General features: G+C 59.2%; 13 protein-coding genes and 4 pseudogenes. 8 read left to right on the top strand and 9 right to left on the bottom strand.

What is annotated here, in order from left to right:
• Positions 1–124 precede the first annotated feature (124 nt).
• The 3 genes from msrA to P5706_RS32645 all read right to left on the bottom strand — a co-directional run bounded on the left by msrA (position 125) and on the right by P5706_RS32645 (position 2,513).
• Entirely contained in the window at positions 125–664 is a 540-nt protein-coding gene (gene msrA / locus P5706_RS32655; RefSeq protein WP_003464967.1) for a peptide-methionine (S)-S-oxide reductase MsrA, read from the bottom strand.
• A gap of 1 nt (position 665) precedes the next feature.
• Positions 666–1,109, bottom strand: coding sequence for a peptide-methionine (R)-S-oxide reductase MsrB (msrB, locus tag P5706_RS32650; protein WP_003464965.1), 444 nt, complete (start codon positions 1,107–1,109; stop codon positions 666–668).
• A 282-nt stretch (positions 1,110–1,391) separates the two neighbouring features.
• Positions 1,392–2,513 (bottom strand): ISAs1-like element ISPa60 family transposase, encoded by a 1,122-nt coding sequence (locus P5706_RS32645; RefSeq protein WP_010455375.1) that lies wholly within the window; start codon positions 2,511–2,513, stop codon positions 1,392–1,394.
• A 229-nt stretch (positions 2,514–2,742) separates the two neighbouring features.
• On the opposite strand from P5706_RS32645, the gene P5706_RS32640 reads away from it, so the two are divergent.
• Positions 2,743–4,281: an IS3 family transposase gene (locus P5706_RS32640; protein ID WP_039615185.1), complete on the top strand. Its 1,539-nt coding sequence runs from the start codon at positions 2,743–2,745 to the stop codon at positions 4,279–4,281.
• Positions 4,282–4,476: 195 nt separating this feature from the next.
• On the opposite strand, the gene istB is transcribed toward P5706_RS32640, so the two are convergent.
• The 5 genes from istB to P5706_RS32610 form a co-directional block, all read right to left on the bottom strand.
• Complete coding sequence (istB, locus tag P5706_RS32635) at positions 4,477–5,280, bottom strand: IS21-like element ISPst3 family helper ATPase IstB (protein WP_010454871.1); 804 nt, start codon at positions 5,278–5,280, stop codon at positions 4,477–4,479.
• Positions 5,273–6,772, bottom strand: coding sequence for an IS21-like element ISPst3 family transposase (gene istA, locus P5706_RS32630; RefSeq protein ID WP_024012635.1), 1,500 nt, complete (start codon positions 6,770–6,772; stop codon positions 5,273–5,275). The genes istB and istA overlap by 8 nt, the downstream gene beginning before the upstream one ends.
• A 260-nt stretch (positions 6,773–7,032) precedes the next feature.
• Positions 7,033–8,250, bottom strand: coding sequence for a TniQ family protein (locus P5706_RS32620; protein WP_054471483.1), 1,218 nt, complete (start codon positions 8,248–8,250; stop codon positions 7,033–7,035).
• Positions 8,247–9,155 carry a TniB family NTP-binding protein gene (locus P5706_RS32615; protein ID WP_003465065.1) on the bottom strand — a complete coding sequence of 303 codons (909 nt, stop codon included), beginning with the start codon at positions 9,153–9,155 and terminating at the stop codon, positions 8,247–8,249. Before P5706_RS32615 ends, P5706_RS32620 begins: the two co-directional genes overlap by 4 nt.
• A gap of 2 nt (positions 9,156–9,157) precedes the next feature.
• Entirely contained in the window at positions 9,158–10,837 is a 1,680-nt protein-coding gene (locus tag P5706_RS32610) for a TnsB C-terminal domain-containing protein (RefSeq protein WP_034011913.1), read from the bottom strand.
• 293 nt (positions 10,838–11,130) lie between these two features.
• Here P5706_RS32610 and P5706_RS37335 point away from each other — a divergent pair.
• From P5706_RS37335 to P5706_RS32595, 4 genes and pseudogenes are all read left to right on the top strand, one after another.
• A pseudogene (locus P5706_RS37335) lies at positions 11,131–11,895 on the top strand (PAS domain-containing protein); the annotation flags it as partial.
• Positions 11,896–11,982: 87 nt separating this feature from the next.
• Positions 11,983–12,441 carry a methyl-accepting chemotaxis protein gene (locus tag P5706_RS37330; protein WP_275941885.1) on the top strand — a complete coding sequence of 153 codons (459 nt, stop codon included), beginning with the start codon at positions 11,983–11,985 and terminating at the stop codon, positions 12,439–12,441.
• A gap of 20 nt (positions 12,442–12,461) precedes the next feature.
• Positions 12,462–12,724 (top strand): annotated as a pseudogene (locus P5706_RS32600) (Tn3 family transposase); the annotation flags it as partial.
• Between the two features lie 33 nt (positions 12,725–12,757).
• Positions 12,758–13,072, top strand: a pseudogene (locus tag P5706_RS32595) (Tn3 family transposase); the annotation flags it as partial.
• Positions 13,073–13,094: 22 nt separating this feature from the next.
• Here P5706_RS32595 and P5706_RS32590 read toward each other — a convergent pair.
• Positions 13,095–13,268: pseudogene (locus P5706_RS32590) on the bottom strand (glutamine synthetase); the annotation flags it as partial.
• Between the two features lie 126 nt (positions 13,269–13,394).
• Here P5706_RS32590 and dksA point away from each other — a divergent pair.
• Genes dksA through P5706_RS32575 form a run of 3 tightly spaced genes read left to right on the top strand, consistent with a single transcriptional unit; the run spans position 13,395 to position 15,676 of the window.
• Positions 13,395–13,799, top strand: coding sequence for an RNA polymerase-binding protein DksA (gene dksA / locus P5706_RS32585; RefSeq protein WP_200431042.1), 405 nt, complete (start codon positions 13,395–13,397; stop codon positions 13,797–13,799).
• Positions 13,800–13,826: 27 nt separating this feature from the next.
• Positions 13,827–15,032 (top strand): zinc metallochaperone GTPase ZigA, encoded by a 1,206-nt coding sequence (gene zigA, locus P5706_RS32580; protein WP_058421083.1) that lies wholly within the window; start codon positions 13,827–13,829, stop codon positions 15,030–15,032.
• Complete coding sequence (locus P5706_RS32575; protein WP_200431044.1) at positions 15,032–15,676, top strand: DUF1826 domain-containing protein; 645 nt, start codon at positions 15,032–15,034, stop codon at positions 15,674–15,676. Before zigA ends, P5706_RS32575 begins: the two co-directional genes overlap by 1 nt.
• The last annotated feature ends 24 nt before the right edge of the window (positions 15,677–15,700 follow it).

Below are 15,700 nucleotides of genomic sequence, written 5' to 3'. Positions count from 1 at the left end.
TGTTGCGATGGCGACTGACTGGAACGAGCCGTCACTCTGAAGTAGGGTTCGATGACCGCGTCGCTGAACGACGCGGTCACGAAGATTGCGGACCGGATCGGCGCAGTGGCAACGGCAGTGAAGCCTATTCCGCCGCGGTCCCGGCCGCTGGCTGTACGTCGTCAACCTTTTGGCGCTTCGGAAGCACCCAGCCGGGACGGACGAAGTGGCAGGTGTAGCCGCCCGGGCGCTTCTCCAGATAATCCTGGTGATCGGGCTCGGCCTCCCAGAACTCGCCGACCGGCTGGACCTCGGTCACCACTTTGCCATCCCACAGCCCCGAGGCATCCACATCGGCGATCGTATCCTCGGCGACGCGCTTCTGCTCCTCGTCGACATAATAGATGCCCGACCGGTAGGAGAGCCCACGATCATTGCCCTGGCGGTTCAGCGTCGTCGGATCGTGGATCTGGAAGAAGAATTCCAGGATGTTCCGGTAGCTCGTCACTGTCGGGTCGAAGACAATCTCGATCCCCTCGGCATGCGTGCCGTGATTACGATACGTGGCGTTCGGAATATCGCCGCCCGTGTAACCCACACGGGTCGAGATGATGCCGGGCCGCTTGCGGATCAGATCCTGCATGCCCCAGAAACATCCTCCTGCGAGAACAGCGCGCTGATGCATGTTAAGCCTCCTCTACTTGATCGAGATATTCACCGTATCCCTCGGACTCCATCTCGTCGCGCGGGATGAAGCGAAGGGACGCTGAGTTGATGCAGTACCGCAGACCGCCGCGGTCGGAAGGACCATCGGGGAACACATGGCCGAGATGACTGTCTGCGTGTACTGACCTGACCTCCGTCCGGACCATGCCGTGTGCGCTGTCCCGCACCTCGTTCACGTTTGCCGAAACGATCGGCTTGGTGAAGCTGGGCCAGCCAGTACCCGAATCGAACTTGTCCGTCGAAGCGAACAGTGGCTCTCCCGACACTATGTCGACGTAGATGCCAGGCTCCTTGTTGTCGTTGTACTCGCCCGTGAAGGGCCTTTCGGTGCCCGCCTCCTGGGTAATTCGGTGTTGCTCGGGAGTCAGGTGGTCGATTGCTGTCTGTGACTTTTCAAACTTCATTACAGTCTCCAATACTTATCTAGAGGGCCAGGCACGCTACCGCTAATTTTTTATGTCTCCTGATTTGCTCCTACAATGGTAGTGGGATGGCAAACGAGGTTTTACTAAGTGTTGGAAAATTAGAGATTTAAATTTCGCGTCTATTAGTTCTAGCGCAACTGAGTGGTTAAGCAAGTACGTAATCAGTAAATATTAAAAAAATAACACAAAAGCACGATTATATAATACAGTGTCAGTGTTTTATGATAATCAACAACGCCTGTCAAGGCAATCGCATGAAGCTCACCTGAGACCTAATAGTTCAGCCCGATAATCATCAGAGGTTGCAGCAATCAGCCTTCGTGCCTTGATGCCACCCTTGCGCTTGACCGGATCCAACCGGATCAAATTCAATGTAAGTTGCTTGAGAACGGCCATGTTGTGGGCAGCATGCCCGGTTCGGATCCGCATCTGATCGTCACCAAAAATGACATCCATGCACCAGTGGACGCGGTTCTCCACGCCCCAGTGCGCCCTGATGGCATGTGCGATGCGCTCTGCATCCGGAGCAAGACTGCTGATGTAGTAACGGCGCTCCAGGCTGGTCTGGTTGCCCACAGTCCGCTCGGACTCCAGCATCACGAAAGTGCGCAGTCCTGGCCAGCGTTCTGGCTGTGGCAGGCACTGGAGTTGGTCGAAAACATGGCAGCGACGAACCTCCAGCCGGCCATGGTCCTTCTCGACATGCTCGAAGTGCGCATGGGGTACCCGGGCAGGATCGCCGTCCAAAAAGGTGTCAGCGAAGTCATCGATCGCTTCGGCCAGCTTCGGCTGGTTTCCCTTGATGGCCAGCAGATAGTGCGCCCCGCGATCGAGAATGGCCTGTGCAATGTCCGGCTGGGTACCCATGGCATCGATCGTCACGGTGCAGCCCTCAAGCGCCAGTGTGGCCAGCAGCTCAGGAATGGCGGTCTTCTCGTTGGACTTCTGGGAGGTCGCCCTCTGCCCGAGAATCAGCCCTGAATCAGCCGCAAAAGCGCTGACCAGGTGCAACGGGGCCGTGTTTTTCTTGCCGGAGCGGCGACTGGTCTTGCCGTCTAGGGCAACCACTTGCGGAGAAAGGGCCGGTAGGATCGCCGCAACCCAACAGCGGAAGGCCTGCTCGAACTCCTCTGGATCGATCAGGCTGAATAGCCGTCCAAAGGTGTCGTGTGAGGGAATGCCGTGGGGTAGTTTCAGAATACGGCGGAACCAGTCCAGCCGCTGCTCAGCCCAGAGTTCGATTTCGATGAAGGTGTCAGCGCCGGCAAGCACGCCGCAGATAGCCACGACCAGTGTTTCGACCAGGTCGTGACGAATCTTGCCCTGCTGACGGGGATCATTGATGGCGACCAGAACATCGGAGATTGGTATGTGATGCGACATTGCAGGGCATCCTGAGTAGAGAGGCGCTCAGGATGCCCGCTGGGAAAGGACTCATTCAAATCGGCAGGCGTTCATGCGATTGCCCTGCAACGCCTGTTTAGATGCTGGTAGATGCGAATTTTTTGGCGTACAGTCAAAATTTTCTGATGGTTGCTTAGTGTGTTGGCGCTGATGGAAAATTGACCCACCGGGGATGCGGCGGAAATCTTGGACTACCTGGAGGTAGTTCATGTATTCATACGAAGACCGTATCCGAGCGGTCAAGCTCTACATCAAACTGGGCAAGCGAACCGGGGCAACTATTCGTCAGTTGGGCTACCCGACGAAGAACTCTTTGAAGAGCTGGCACGCAGAGTATGAGCGATGCCTCGACCTGCCGCGTTGCTACGAGAACTCGAAGTCGAAGTACTCACCGGCCCAAAGGGAAAAGGCTGTCGAGCACTATCTCGAATACGGTCGCAACATCGCCGCTACCATCAAGGCGTTGGGCTACCCCGCGCGGGATTCTTTGCGTGCCTGGATTTACGAAATGCACCCCGAGTTGCATACGCGTGTTGTCAGTCGATCAGACGGGTTAGCCCGGCCGCCAGCGGTGAAGCAGGCAGCGGTCATCGCGCTGTGCACGCGAAAAGAAAGTGCGAAAGCCCTGGCTCAAAAGCTGGGCGTGTGCAGGCCGACCTTGTACAACTGGAAAAACCAGCTACTCGGCCCAGAGGTATCCCCATCCATGAAGTGTCGACTTGAACCCTCATCGTCACCGGAACGAGAGGAGTTGCAGCGGCAACTCGAATCTCTCCAGCTCGATGTTCGCCGTTTGCAGCTTGAACATGACCTGTTGATGAGGGCGAATGAACTCATAAAAAAAGAGACGGGCATCAACCGGCAAGTCCTGACCAATCGGGAGAAGACATTGCTGGCTGATGCCCTTAGGCATAGGTACTCCTTGCTAGAGCTGCTTGACGCGTTGGGCTTGGCCCGAAGCTCCTATTTCTATCATCGAGCCCGAATGCAGGTCGCGGAAAAGTACACCGAAGTGCGTCGTGCCATGGCGGACATATTCGAGCGCAATCATCGTTGCTATGGCTACCGTCGGATGCGAGCTTCGTTGAGCAGGCAGCGTGTGCGCCTTTCAGAGAAGGTGGTGCAGCGCTTGATGAAGCAGGAGTGCCTAGTCGTCGCCAAGCCGAAACGGCGTCGATACGGTTCCTACCTCGGGGAGATCAGTCCGGCGCCGGAAAACCTCCTCAACCGCGACTTCACGGCCCTAGCTCCGAATGAGAAATGGCTGACCGACATCTCGGAGTTCCAGATCCCGGCAGGCAAGGTGTACCTGTCCCCCATGATCGACTGCTTCGATGGGAAGGTAATCAGTTGGTCGATCGGCACGCGTCCCGACGCCGAGCTTGTGAACACGATGCTGGATGCAGCTATCGAAACGGTGGCCAGTAACGATAAACGGCCTGTTGTTCACTCCGATCGTGGCGCTCACTACCGCTGGCCCGGCTGGTTATCGCGCATCGCTGATGCGAAGCTGATTCGTTCGATGTCGCGCAAAGGCTGCTCACCAGACAACGCGGCTTGTGAAGGTTTCTTCGGCCGACTGAAAACGGAACTGTTCTATCCTCGCAACTGGCAGTCAACGAGCATCGAGCAGTTCATTCAGGCCTTGGATTCATACATTCGCTGGTACAACGAAAAACGTATAAAGATTTCCCTCGGCGCGCTCAGTCCCATTGAGTATCGTGAAAGCCTGGGCTTAGCGGCATAACCAGTCCAAGTTTTTGTCCGCATCCCCACCCTGCCGATTGAAATTTGACCCAGGGCGGATTGCTGATTTTGTTACCAGCAACTGTGGATAAGTCTACCAGCGCAGCTGCTGTTGCCCCCACTCCTTCGCTAGCCCAGTTCAGTTGTTTAAGACCTGCCACACGCAGCCATGTAGCAGGCCGTCGTCGCCATGAAATCAGAACGGCTCATCGTCCTCCGGTTCCTGGCCGCCCTTACGCTTTCGCTCCCGTGATTTGATCTTGGCCTGGGCCGCCAAGCTACTGTGTTGCAGGCGATAGGACTCGTTACCGGTTTCGACGATGTGGCAGTGGTGGGTCAGCCGATCCAGCAGGGCGGTGGTCATCTTGGCGTCGCCGAACACGCTCGACCATTCGGCGAAGCTCAGGTTGGTGGTGATCACCACGCTGGTGTGTTCGTACAGCTTGGATAGCAGGTGAAACAGCAACGCACCGCCGGCCTGGCTGAAGGGCAGATAACCCAGTTCGTCGAGGATGACCAGATCCATGCGCAGCAGAGCTTGGGCGATCCGCCCGGCTTTGCCGTCGTGCTTTTCGCGCTCCAGCAGATTGACCAGATCGACCGTGGAGTAGAAGCGCACGCGCTTGCCGTGCCGGGTGATGCCGGACACGGCCAGCGCAGTGGCCAGGTGGGTTTTACCGGTGCCAGGCCCACCGATCAGCACCACGTTCTGCGCGGTGTCGGTAAAGGCCAGACTGGCCAGTTCGCTGATCAAACGAGCGTCTGCGCTGGAGGCGCTGAAGTCGAAGCCGGCCAGGTCGCGGTGCATCGGCAGCTTGGCCATGTTCATCTGGTGGCTCACCGAGCGCATGGCGCGATCTGTGTGCTCTTGTTCCAGCAGGTGTTCGAGCAGCCACTTGGACGAGGCTGTGTTCGACTCACCCTGCGCAGTCAACTCCGCCCAGGCCGTGGCCATGCCGTGCAGGCGCAGCTCCTTGAGTTCCGCCATCAAATCACGCATGACCGATCTCCTCGGTCTGGCCACGCAGGCGGTCGTAGCGCGCCGTGTTAGCGACGGGGGCTTCCTTGAGCGACAAGTGGGTTTCGACGCTGGGTGGTGGTTCGGTCGCGGCCAGGCGCGCCACGACATTGAGGATGTGTTCGGCGCTCAGGCTGCCGCTTTCCAGTACCAGCTCAACAGCCACCAGCACCGCATCGAGCCCGGCGACCGGTACGGCAGCCAGAACTTGCGCCATGATCCGGTCACCGCCGGCATGACGCCCCAGACCGTGCTTAAGCTGACGCAGCGGCGCCGGCAGATCAGCAAAGGGCGCGCCGTTGCGCAGCGCACCGGGCTTGCGTTCGATCAGCGGGAGGTAGTGCTGCCAGTCATAGCTGACCTGGTCGCGATCCAGCAAGCGGACATGGCTGGCGATCAGCGCGTCGTCAGCCACCACCTCGATTCGCGTCGGATACAAACGGCTGCTGACCCACTTACCCGCATACTCACACGGCACCGAGTAGCGGTTGCGCCCGACGCTGACCAGGCAGGTGCTGGAGACCCGCGCAGGCCGCTCGACGTAACCGTCGAATGGCGCTGGCACAGGCATCAGTTCAGCGCGCTCCAACTCCAGCACTTCGGCCACACTCAGCCCGCTGTATTGAGGGTGCGTCAGCTCGTTCCAAAGCGCGCGGCAGCGCTGGCCCAGCCAGGCATTGAGTTCCTCGAAGGAGTGAAACTGGCAGTCCTGGGCGTCTAGCCAGATACGCCTGCGGCTGTCTTGCACGTTCTTTTCAACGATGCCCTTTTCCCAACCAGCGGCGACGTTGCAGAAGTCCGGATCGAACAGGTAATGCGCGCACATCACCGCAAAGCGCGCATTCACCGCCCGGCCTTTGCCCTTATTGACCTTGTCGACGGCGGTCTTCATGTTGTCGTAGATGCCCCGGCGCGGCACGCCGCCCAAGGAGCCGAACGAGCGTGTATGGGCGTCAAATAACATCTCATGGCCCTGGCTCGGATACGCCACAAGCCAGAACGCACGGCTGGCACACAGCTTCAGATGTGCCACCTGCATACGCCGGTAAATGCCGCCGACCAGCAAGCCTTCCTCGCTCCAGTCAAACTGAAACGCCTCGCCAAGAGCAAAGGTCAGCGGCACAAAGGCCTGCGACGCCTTGCCCTGTCCCCCTCGCCAGGCACGGATAAACGCGGTGAGCTGGCTGTAGCCACCGTCATAACCTTCGGCTTTGATTTGCGCCAACAGCGCCTTGGCACTGCGCCGCTGTTGCTTGGGCCGCAGCGAATCGGCTTTTAGCGCCTGCTCCAGCGTGGCGTGAAAAGGGCTGAGTTTGTTGAAGATCGCGCGGCGTTGGTAGACCGGCGGCTTGGCCTCAGGTGCTCTGACCCACTTGCGAATCGTGTTGCGCGCCAACCCGGTGCGCTTGGCTATCTCATGCAGCGACAGCTTGTCGCGGAAATACATCCGGCGAATTTTGCCCATCATTTCCATACTGATCACCCTGTGTTCTCCTGCTCAAAAATTGAGCAGAAGCAGTTGAACACCTGGGTCAGTTTTCAGTCGGCAGAACAGCCTCTACTGGGTCAGTTTTCGGTCAGCGGCAACACCCCGGCGGCAATCAGCGCGTCGCGCTGCAAATCGGTAGCCTGGGAGCCGTCCGCCTTCGATACCCGCATGTAGCCTATCAGCATGTCGTACCTGTCACATATACGTTCGATTATGTGACAGTGTGAGCCAGAAAGTTCTCGCCGTCAAAAACTGTCACTTAACCCGTCATTTAGTCTAAGACCTGCAAACGGCCATTCAGGCTCGTAATGTGACAAAAACTCCGGCGGGATGCCCTCCTTGGTGAACGTGGCGCGCAAACGTTCCAGGGATTCGGGGTCGCGTCGCCCGTAGGACGCCAGTGTGAACAGCAAGCGGGCCGTCTCCGGGTTGTGTCGCGCTTCAATGATGGCCTCATCGATGGCCTGGGCTGCTCGTTGCCAGTGGTTGATGGGTTCCGGCTTCGGCACCTTCGCCGGCAGGCCGTTGGTGAAACCAGTGTGCGGCTCCGTCTGAAACAGCGCGGCCTGTTCCCCGCGCGGGATCAGCGCCTTTGACTCGATCAGCGTGATGGCGGTGGCCGCCGCCTCCAGCATCTGCCACTGCACCGCCGGGGCCAGAATCTCGTAGGGACGCCACAGACTCTGCCCGGCGCGCAGCGGATGGCCGCAGCGCTCCCAGACATGGCGGATGCTCGCCGAGCAACTGCCGCAGTGCGAGAGCGGCGTGTTCAGCTCATCAAGCAGGGTGCGCAGCAGCCGGAACCACAAGCCGGCGTGGACACGCCGACGCGGCAGCTCCACAAAACCCGTCGTCAGCGCCTGCCAGGTGCGCCGGTCCATGCAGGCGATTGCGTCATCGGCAGGGCGCGGCGCAGCATCGGCGATTTCCCACTGAAGATACCGGCCGTGCATGCCCCAGTAGGACTCCAGCCAGCAGCCATGCTGCGGGCAGCTCAGCATCAAGGGGAGCTGCCAGACGAGTAGCACAGCTTGATTCGTTGGATCGTTCAGACACTGCGGACACGCCCGGCGAATCGTCTGGCTCGGTAGCCAGGCACGCCAGCGAGTGATGGACCGCACCTTGCGGGTGCGCTTGGGCAGGAGCACCGCGCATTGGAATGTATAGGTTTCCAAGGCTGCTGGTACCGAATCGTCGAGACTGTCGAGCAGCCACGGCACCCAGCCTGCAAGACTCATGCTGCGCAACCGCTCCAGCTCGACGCCACTGCGCTGGCAGAGCGCCGTCAGCAACGACAAGGATGGTGCGGTATCCAGGTCATCAAGTTGGCTGTGACCAAGATCGTGGGCCAGCAGCTCGTGCACGTCCATCTGGTAGCAGGCGGCGACCCGGTTGAGCCATGAGGACAGGGCTTCGCCTTCCTTGGGTGCCGGATGCAGCGGCCAGCGCGGCGCGGACTTCACATCAGTTCCCGCTCGAACTGTCGCCGCCGCTCACTGGGGCCGATGTAGTCGGCCATGCTGAGCGTGCGGTGGTTGATCGCTTCCTCGCCACTCTCCACGGCGGCGACGGCCGCCGCCACCAGCAGATGTGCAAGCTCGCCGATGGTGCCTTCGCTCCGGGTGAGCAGGTAGCGGGCCATGTCCAGCGTGGCAATCGGGGATGGCCGCCGTAGCGGGAGTGACGCCGCGAAGCTGGCCAGCAGCGAGCAGCAGTCCTCATTGGCCTCCCACGGCGGCAGCAGCATCGGCTCGAAGCGGTTTTCCAACTGATCGTCCGAACGGATGGCCAGGTACGCCTCGCGCGTGCCGACCCCGACCAGGGGGATACGCAGCTCGTTGCCGAGGAAGCGCAGCAGGTTGAGGAACTCGCGCCGGTTAACGCTGTTGCCAGCCAGTACATTGTGCAGTTCGTCGATCACCAGCATGCGCACGCCGACCTTGCGCAGCAGGGCCAGCGCCAGTTGCTCCATTTCCGGCAGCCGTGGGCGCGGGCGCAGCGGCGCGCCCATCGCAGCCAGCAGCGCGACATAGAAGCGGATCACCGATGGCTCTGACGGCATCTGCACGACCAGCACCGGGATATGTTCTTGGTCAGCGTCGGTGCCGACCGGGTGCGCCCGCCGGAATTTCTCGACGATCATCGACTTGCCGTTGTTGGTGGGGCCGACCAGCAGCAGGTTTGGCATGCGTTGCTTGTTCGGCCACGCATACAGAGTTTCCAGCCGGTTCAGCGCCTCGACCGCGCGCGGGTAGCCGATCCAGCGGTCGGCGCGAATGCGCTGGATGCGCTCGTCTGCCGGCAGCCTGGCCAAACCCTGTGCCGCTGGCAGCAGGTGGGACAGGTCAATGACGGGATATTCGTCCACGGCTACCACTCCTCGATCTGATCGAACGGTTTGGCCGGCGGCAGGTTGTCTGCCTGCGGGTCAGCCATGTCCACATCCGGCGGTATGGGCTTGGCCGGTGGCTCCGACGTCTTGAGGTGCTGGCGGCGATCAGCGTCGCGCCGCGCCTTGCGCGTGGCCTTCTGGGCGGTGGTCACGATCTCGCGCATCTGCCCGATCATGCGGAACAGCGCCGACTCGTCCACCTGCTCGCGCCCGAGCTGACGCAATTTGGCCAGCGCCTGGCGTTGTTCCCAGAGGGTGACGGCCGGATGGGACAAGGTGCGGTAGTGGATCTCCAGATAGTGCTGACCTTCCGGTTCCAGTACCCAGATGCGGCTGATGTCGCGCGGATCGCGCCGGATCAGGAAGGCGGGCAAGCGCTCGCGCCGGGCAATCCACGGCTTGAGGGCGTCGGCGTAGTAGTGGATGTGGTCGATGACAAAGCCGGTGCGGGTCAGGGTGCGGCGGATCACCGGCAGGAAATCGACCAAAAACGCGGTGGGGCGGGTAACGACGGCCGGGACGCCAACGCGCTCCACGGCCTCGGCCCAGCGCGCGGCCGGCGGCTGGAGCAGGCCGTTGTGCACGGAGCCGTGATAGGTGCCTACCGCCAACGCGAGCCAGCGCTCCAGCTCGCGCAGCGTCAGGGTGGCCATCTTCTCGGAATCGTACTCGCCGCGCTGGCCGGGATTGGAGAAGGTCGTCCCCGGTAATTCGTCGTGGATCATCTGCATCGCCGTGCCGATGATCCGTTCCACGATGCCGCCGTAGTGCGGCTGGCCTGGTGGGCGATAGTCCAGCCGGATGCCATGCTGTTCGCAGCCACGGCGCAGCGCTTCGCTTTTGAACTCGGCCGCGTTGTCCAGATAGAGCAGCCTGGGCTTGCCGCTCATCGGCCAGTCCATTTCCACATTCAGCCCTTCCAGCCAGGGCCGCTTGTCGCAGGCGGCATGCGCGAGGCATAGGCCGACCGAGACGGCGGACGGCGCTTCCAGCGTGACCACCAGGCCGAGTACGCAGCGCGTGAACACGTCGATGGCGAGGGTCAAATATGGGCGGCCAATCGGTTGCCGGTCGCGCTCGTCGACCACGATCAGGTCGATGACGGTGTGGTCGATCTGCACCTGTTCCAGCGGCATGGTGACTTCGGGCGGAATGCCACCCGCGCCTTGCAAGGGACGGGCAGCGTCCTGCCCGCCCCGGCTGCGGGCTATTTTCGCCGGGTGTAGTCCGGCAATCCGCTGGGCCACGGTGTTGCGCGCCGGCACCGGCAGCTTCTGGGTTTTGCACGCCTGCGCGACTTCGCGGTGGAACGCCGCCAGGCTGCGTTTCTGCTTGGTCAGGAAGCGCTTTTGCAGCAGCTCGCGGATGATGCGCTCGACCGGTTCCGGCAAGCGCCCCTTGCCTTTGCCGCCGCCGGATCGGCCGGGCGTCAGGTCTGTTACCAGGCCAGTACCCTGCCGGGCGCGACGGATCAGGACATATACCTGTCGCCGGGACAGGCCCAGCGCTTGGGCTGCCTCATCGGCGGCTTCATGCCCGACCACCTCAAGCGCTGCCAGTGGCCCGATGATTTCCGTCCGGTGCCGGGCTTGCGCCCATGCCTCGTCGGGCAGGGTGGCCACGCCTTGCGCGGCAATCGGTGGAGTGTCTGATGTCATGCCCAAACCTCGCTTTGGTGCACACGAGTATTGAGCATAGTCGAGATTGGTGCAGACGACTCCTGATATTGGGCTGTCAGGAGCCGTATGCACACCAGGCGTTACATCCAGTCAGATGGTGCGGTCGTCTTCTGAAAACGACACTGACGCCAGGTTGAGGCATAGCTCAATATGACACATGGCTGCAAATCGCTAATTTTCCAACTATAAAGAGCTATGCTCTCAAGAAGCGGTTGCGCTAACCGATACAGTATAAATTGGGCCCCAAGTATTATTTTATTTGCACAAAGGTAATGATTATGTTTTTCAATAAAAACAAACAACTGCTGGACACAGAAAATAAGCTCTCAGAACTACAGCGGCAGCTTGATTCAATAAGTCGAAATGTCGCGGAAATCAGATTCAGGCCAGACGGGAGCGTAATCTATGCGAGCAATATCTTTCTAGAGATGCTTGGTTACAAACTCGAAGAAATAGCAGGGCAGCACCACAGAATTTTCTGCGAAAAGAATTATGCTAACACAGCTGATTATTCGCGCTTCTGGCAGAAATTGGCTGACGGCCATCTTCAATCAGGTTTATTTAGGCGGCTGCGCAAAGACGGTAACTTAGTATTGATTGAGGCTACTTATATTCCAGTTCAAAATCAAGATGGAAAAGTTATTGAAATCATTAAGATTGGCTCAGATGTCACTCAGAGAGAAAACGAGTTACTCTCACTAAGAGCCGTCCATGCAGCCATCTCCCGCTCGATGGCGGAGATCGAGTTCACACCTAACGGTGACATCCTGCATGCAAATGAGAATTTCCTCCGTGCTATGGGTTATCGCCTCAGCGATATCAAGGGTCGACACCACCGAATGTTCTGTTTCGATAATTTTTATCAAGAAAATCCAAATTTTTGGCAGAGTTTAAAGGGAGGAACTTTTTTAAGCGGGCAATTTGAGCGCAAGACCGCATCGGGAGAGACCATCTATCTTGAGGCCACCTACAACCCCGTCATTGATGAAGCCGGCCAGGTTGTGAAAGTGTTAAAATTTGCCACCGACGTCAGCTCGCAGAAGCATAAGGCTGATGAAATCCGTCAGGCCGCAGAGCTTTCCTTCACCACCGCCGAGGAGACATCTCAAATTTCCGTGCGGGGCATGGAGTCCCTTGCTAGTTCAATTGAACTATCTCAGGGTACATTTAATTTAATAAACGGTGCGGTTATTTCGATTACACAGCTAAATGCTCAGGCTAAAGATATCGAGAAAATTGTTACCATCATCCAAGGCGTGGCAGAACAAACTAACTTACTAGCACTTAACGCCGCAATTGAAGCTGCCCGAGCGGGTGAAATGGGCCGAGGCTTTGCTGTAGTAGCCGACGAGGTTCGTCAGTTGGCAGCTCGAACTAGCAGTGCCACCGTGGAAATCCAGAATGTGGTAACTGCTAACGGAAAGCTTACTCAGCAACTGAATATAGATATGAACAGCATCGCTAGAAGCGCCGAAGAAAACAACGATCAGATCGCAACTGTAACAACTATTATGCGTGAAATCAGTGACGGTGCAGACCATGTTGCCCGTACCGTATCGACGTTGTTCAAAGACAATAGCTAGTGTCCAGTTTTAGGCAAAATCAGGATCGGAACTTCGAGCCGCAGCGCTACAGAGCCAGAAGCCCAAACTTGGTGACGGCCATCGTGCTATGGAACACGATGTATCTGGAGTGCATCACTTGGGGCTGGTCGAGGCTGGCAAGTCGGTGGGCGGCGAGCTGCTGCAATACCTATTGCCGCTGGGCTGGGAGCACATCAACCTGACTGGCGATTACGTCTGGCGGCAGAGCCGCAGGCTGGAGATCGGGAAGTTCAGGCCGCTACGATTGCCCGGAAAACCTTAGCGTACGATTTTTTCCGAATTCTGCGGGCTCCCCTATCACCAGCTACGCTCGACCATCGCCCAAGTCGGTGGGAAGAAGGAATTGACCGGCCGCACCGACATCGAAATCGAGATCAGCAACCAGTGCGCCAGGCTGATCGGCAACGCGATCATCTTCTACAACTCGGCGATCCTGTCCCTGCTGCTGACGAAGTACGAGGCAGCTGGCAATGCCAAGGCGCTGGCGTTGATCACGCAGATGTCGCCAGCGGCCTGGCGGCACATCCTGCTGAACGGGCATTACACCTTCCAGACTGACGGCAAGTTCATCGACCTGGATGCGCTCGTGGCGGGACTGGAGCTGGGCTGACGGAAATTTCTGGGATTCCGGCGTACAACCCCAAATACGTGGTGCTGCCAACCGTCGCCACACTGTAGGCGTTGCCCAGCGGGTCTACACAAGCTAGCAAGTTGGCGCTGCGCGTGCAGTTCGCCAGCAGGCTCGGCGTTTGCGCGCAGGCAGATCCTGCCACGCCCAATAACAAGGCACACACCAGGGTTTTCATAGCGCCTCTCGGGCAAGAAAGTGTTCCAGCATTGCGCCCTTCGTCGTGGCGAGCAAGCGGGGATTGGCTTATTTGTATTGTTATACTATAACATTAAAAAACAGCCTGACTCGTGAACCGCTTTCCATGACTGAACAAGACCTTCTGGCCCAACCGCCCGCCGACTATATGAATGACGCTCAGCAAGGTTTCTTCCGAGCGCTGCTTTTGACCCAGCGCGACGAATTGCAGGCGCGTATCGAGGCCGAATTTTTGCTGCTGCGCGAGCAGGAAACCAACAGCGACCTCGCCGACATCGGCAGCGCCGAAGAGCAGGGCCAATGGCAGCTGCGCCTGCTGGAGCGCGAAAAAAAGCTCTTGGACAAGATCGACGACGCCCTCGAACTGCTGGCCCGCGGCGAATACGGCTGGTGCCGCGAAACCGGCGAGCCCATCGGCCTGCAACGCCTGCTGCTGCGGCCCACCGCCACCCTGTGTATCGAAGCCAAAGAACGTGAAGAGCTGCGCGAACGCCATAAACGGGCGATTTGACCGGCCAACCCTGATGAGGACTACCTGATGACCAATCGCCTTCCCGTTACCGTGCTGTCCGGCTTTCTCGGCGCCGGTAAAAGCACGCTGCTCAACTACGTTCTGCGCAACCGCGAAAACCTGCGGGTGGCGGTGATCGTCAACGACATGAGTGAAATCAATATCGACGGCAGCGAGGTGCAGCGCGACGTCACCCTGAATCGCTCCGAAGAAAAACTGGTAGAGATGAGCAACGGCTGCATCTGCTGCACCTTGCGTGAAGACTTGCTGGAAGAAGTCACAAAGCTCGCCAAGGAAGGTCGCTTCGATTACCTGTTGATCGAGTCCACCGGCATTTCCGAGCCGCTGCCCGTGGCCGAAACCTTCACGTTTCGTGATGAAAACGAGCAAAGCCTGGCCGATATCGCGCGCCTGGACACCATGGTCACCGTGGTCGACGGCATGAATTTCCTGCTCGATTACCAAGCTGCCGAAAGCCTGGCTTCCCGGGGTGAAACCCTGGGCGAAGACGACGAACGCTCCATCACCGATTTGCTGATCGAGCAGATCGAATTCGCCGACGTGATCCTGATCAGCAAGATCGACCTGATCAGCAGCCGCGAACGCGAGGAGTTGATGGCCATCCTTGAGCGCCTCAATGCGCAGGCGGAAATCATTCCGATGGTGATGGGCGAAGTGCCGCTGAACAAGATCCTCAACACTGGCCGCTTCGACTTCGAACGCGCAGCGCAAGCGCCAGGCTGGCTGCAGGAGTTGCGCGGTGAGCACGTGCCGGAAACCGAAGAATATGGCATCGCCTCCACCGCTTACCGCGCGCGTCGCCCGTTTCATCCGCAACGCTTCTTCGACTTTATCGACCGCCCTTGGGTGAACGGCAAACTGCTGCGCTCCAAGGGCTTTTTCTGGCTGGCGAGCAAGCATCAGGATGCGGGCAGTTGGTCCCAGGCCGGCGGTTTGATGCGCCATGGCTTTGCCGGGCGCTGGTGGCGTTTTGTGCCGAAAAGCCAGTGGCCGCAAGATGAAGAAAGCGTGGCGGCGATCATGGGCAACTGGCAATTGAGCACCGGCGACTGCCGCCAGGAACTGGTGTTTATCGGGCAGAACATTGACTTCGCGCAGATGCGCGCCGAGCTTGACGCGTGCTTGCTTAACGATGAAGAAATGGCCCTGGGCGTCGAAGGTTGGCGCCAGTTGGCCGACCCTTTTGGCCCTTGGTATGAGCAGGTAGCCTGATGCTGGCCCCGGTAATCCCCTTACGCCCGGTGATCCGGCAAACCCGTGGTGAAACCCCGCTGGCGCTGTCGGACATCCTCGAAAACGACGTCAACCTGGCGCTATGGCAGCGCCAGTTGCCCCTGCATATCGCCGAATTCGGCGCTTTGCTGGTGGCGCTCAATGAGCCGTTGGCGGACTCCATGGTGATTGAACTCGAGAATGAGGACGCTGTGCCGAATTTGCAGGGGTTGGCGTCCAGTTGCCGCGATCTTGAAGGCTACGAAGGCTTTATTGCCGATGTGTCATGGTTGGTCAGCGCGTTTGCTTGCCTGCTCGGTGCCAAGAGGATTGGCGTGCGGTTGCGGCTGCTGGACAAGGCCATGTGCCCGCGTTTTCACGTCGACCATGTGCCGGTTCGACTCATCACCACCTACGCCGGGATCGGCAGCCAGTGGCTGCGCGAAGGCGTGATGGACCGGCGTAAGCTCAGCCAGGCCGACGCGGAACCCACCGAGCGCATCGAGCAGGTCCACTGCGGCGAAGTGGCCTTGCTCAAGGGCACAAAATGGCACGGCAACGAGAACCATGGCTTGATCCATCGCTCACCCGCACTCAAGGCCGACGAGCGCCGGTTGATCCTGACGCTGGATTGGCTCGCATAACCGCGTAGGATCAAGCGCTCTACC

Source organism: Pseudomonas sp. ChxA (assembly GCF_030263855.1).
Taxonomy (GTDB): Bacteria; Pseudomonadota; Gammaproteobacteria; order Pseudomonadales; family Pseudomonadaceae; genus Aquipseudomonas; species Aquipseudomonas fluorescens_CB.
This window is presented reverse-complemented; position numbering and strand designations above follow the sequence as displayed.

Excerpts from the sequence above, each read along its gene's own strand:
- P5706_RS32645 (WP_010455375.1), bottom strand. The coding sequence starts at position 2,513 with ATGTCGCATCACATACCAATCTCCGATGTTCTGGTCGCCATCAATGAT.
- istA (WP_024012635.1), bottom strand. The coding sequence starts at position 6,772 with ATGGAAATGATGGGCAAAATTCGCCGGATGTATTTCCGCGACAAGCTG.
- msrA (WP_003464967.1), bottom strand. The coding sequence starts at position 664 with ATGCATCAGCGCGCTGTTCTCGCAGGAGGATGTTTCTGGGGCATGCAG.
- P5706_RS32575 (WP_200431044.1), top strand. The coding sequence starts at position 15,032 with ATGCTGGCCCCGGTAATCCCCTTACGCCCGGTGATCCGGCAAACCCGT.
- istB (WP_010454871.1), bottom strand. The coding sequence starts at position 5,280 with ATGCGTGATTTGATGGCGGAACTCAAGGAGCTGCGCCTGCACGGCATG.
- msrB (WP_003464965.1), bottom strand. The coding sequence starts at position 1,109 with ATGAAGTTTGAAAAGTCACAGACAGCAATCGACCACCTGACTCCCGAG.
- zigA (WP_058421083.1), top strand. The coding sequence starts at position 13,827 with ATGACCAATCGCCTTCCCGTTACCGTGCTGTCCGGCTTTCTCGGCGCC.
- P5706_RS32640 (WP_039615185.1), top strand. The coding sequence starts at position 2,743 with ATGTATTCATACGAAGACCGTATCCGAGCGGTCAAGCTCTACATCAAA.
- dksA (WP_200431042.1), top strand. The coding sequence starts at position 13,395 with ATGACTGAACAAGACCTTCTGGCCCAACCGCCCGCCGACTATATGAAT.
- P5706_RS32610 (WP_034011913.1), bottom strand. The coding sequence starts at position 10,837 with ATGACATCAGACACTCCACCGATTGCCGCGCAAGGCGTGGCCACCCTG.
- P5706_RS37330 (WP_275941885.1), top strand. The coding sequence starts at position 11,983 with ATGGAGTCCCTTGCTAGTTCAATTGAACTATCTCAGGGTACATTTAAT.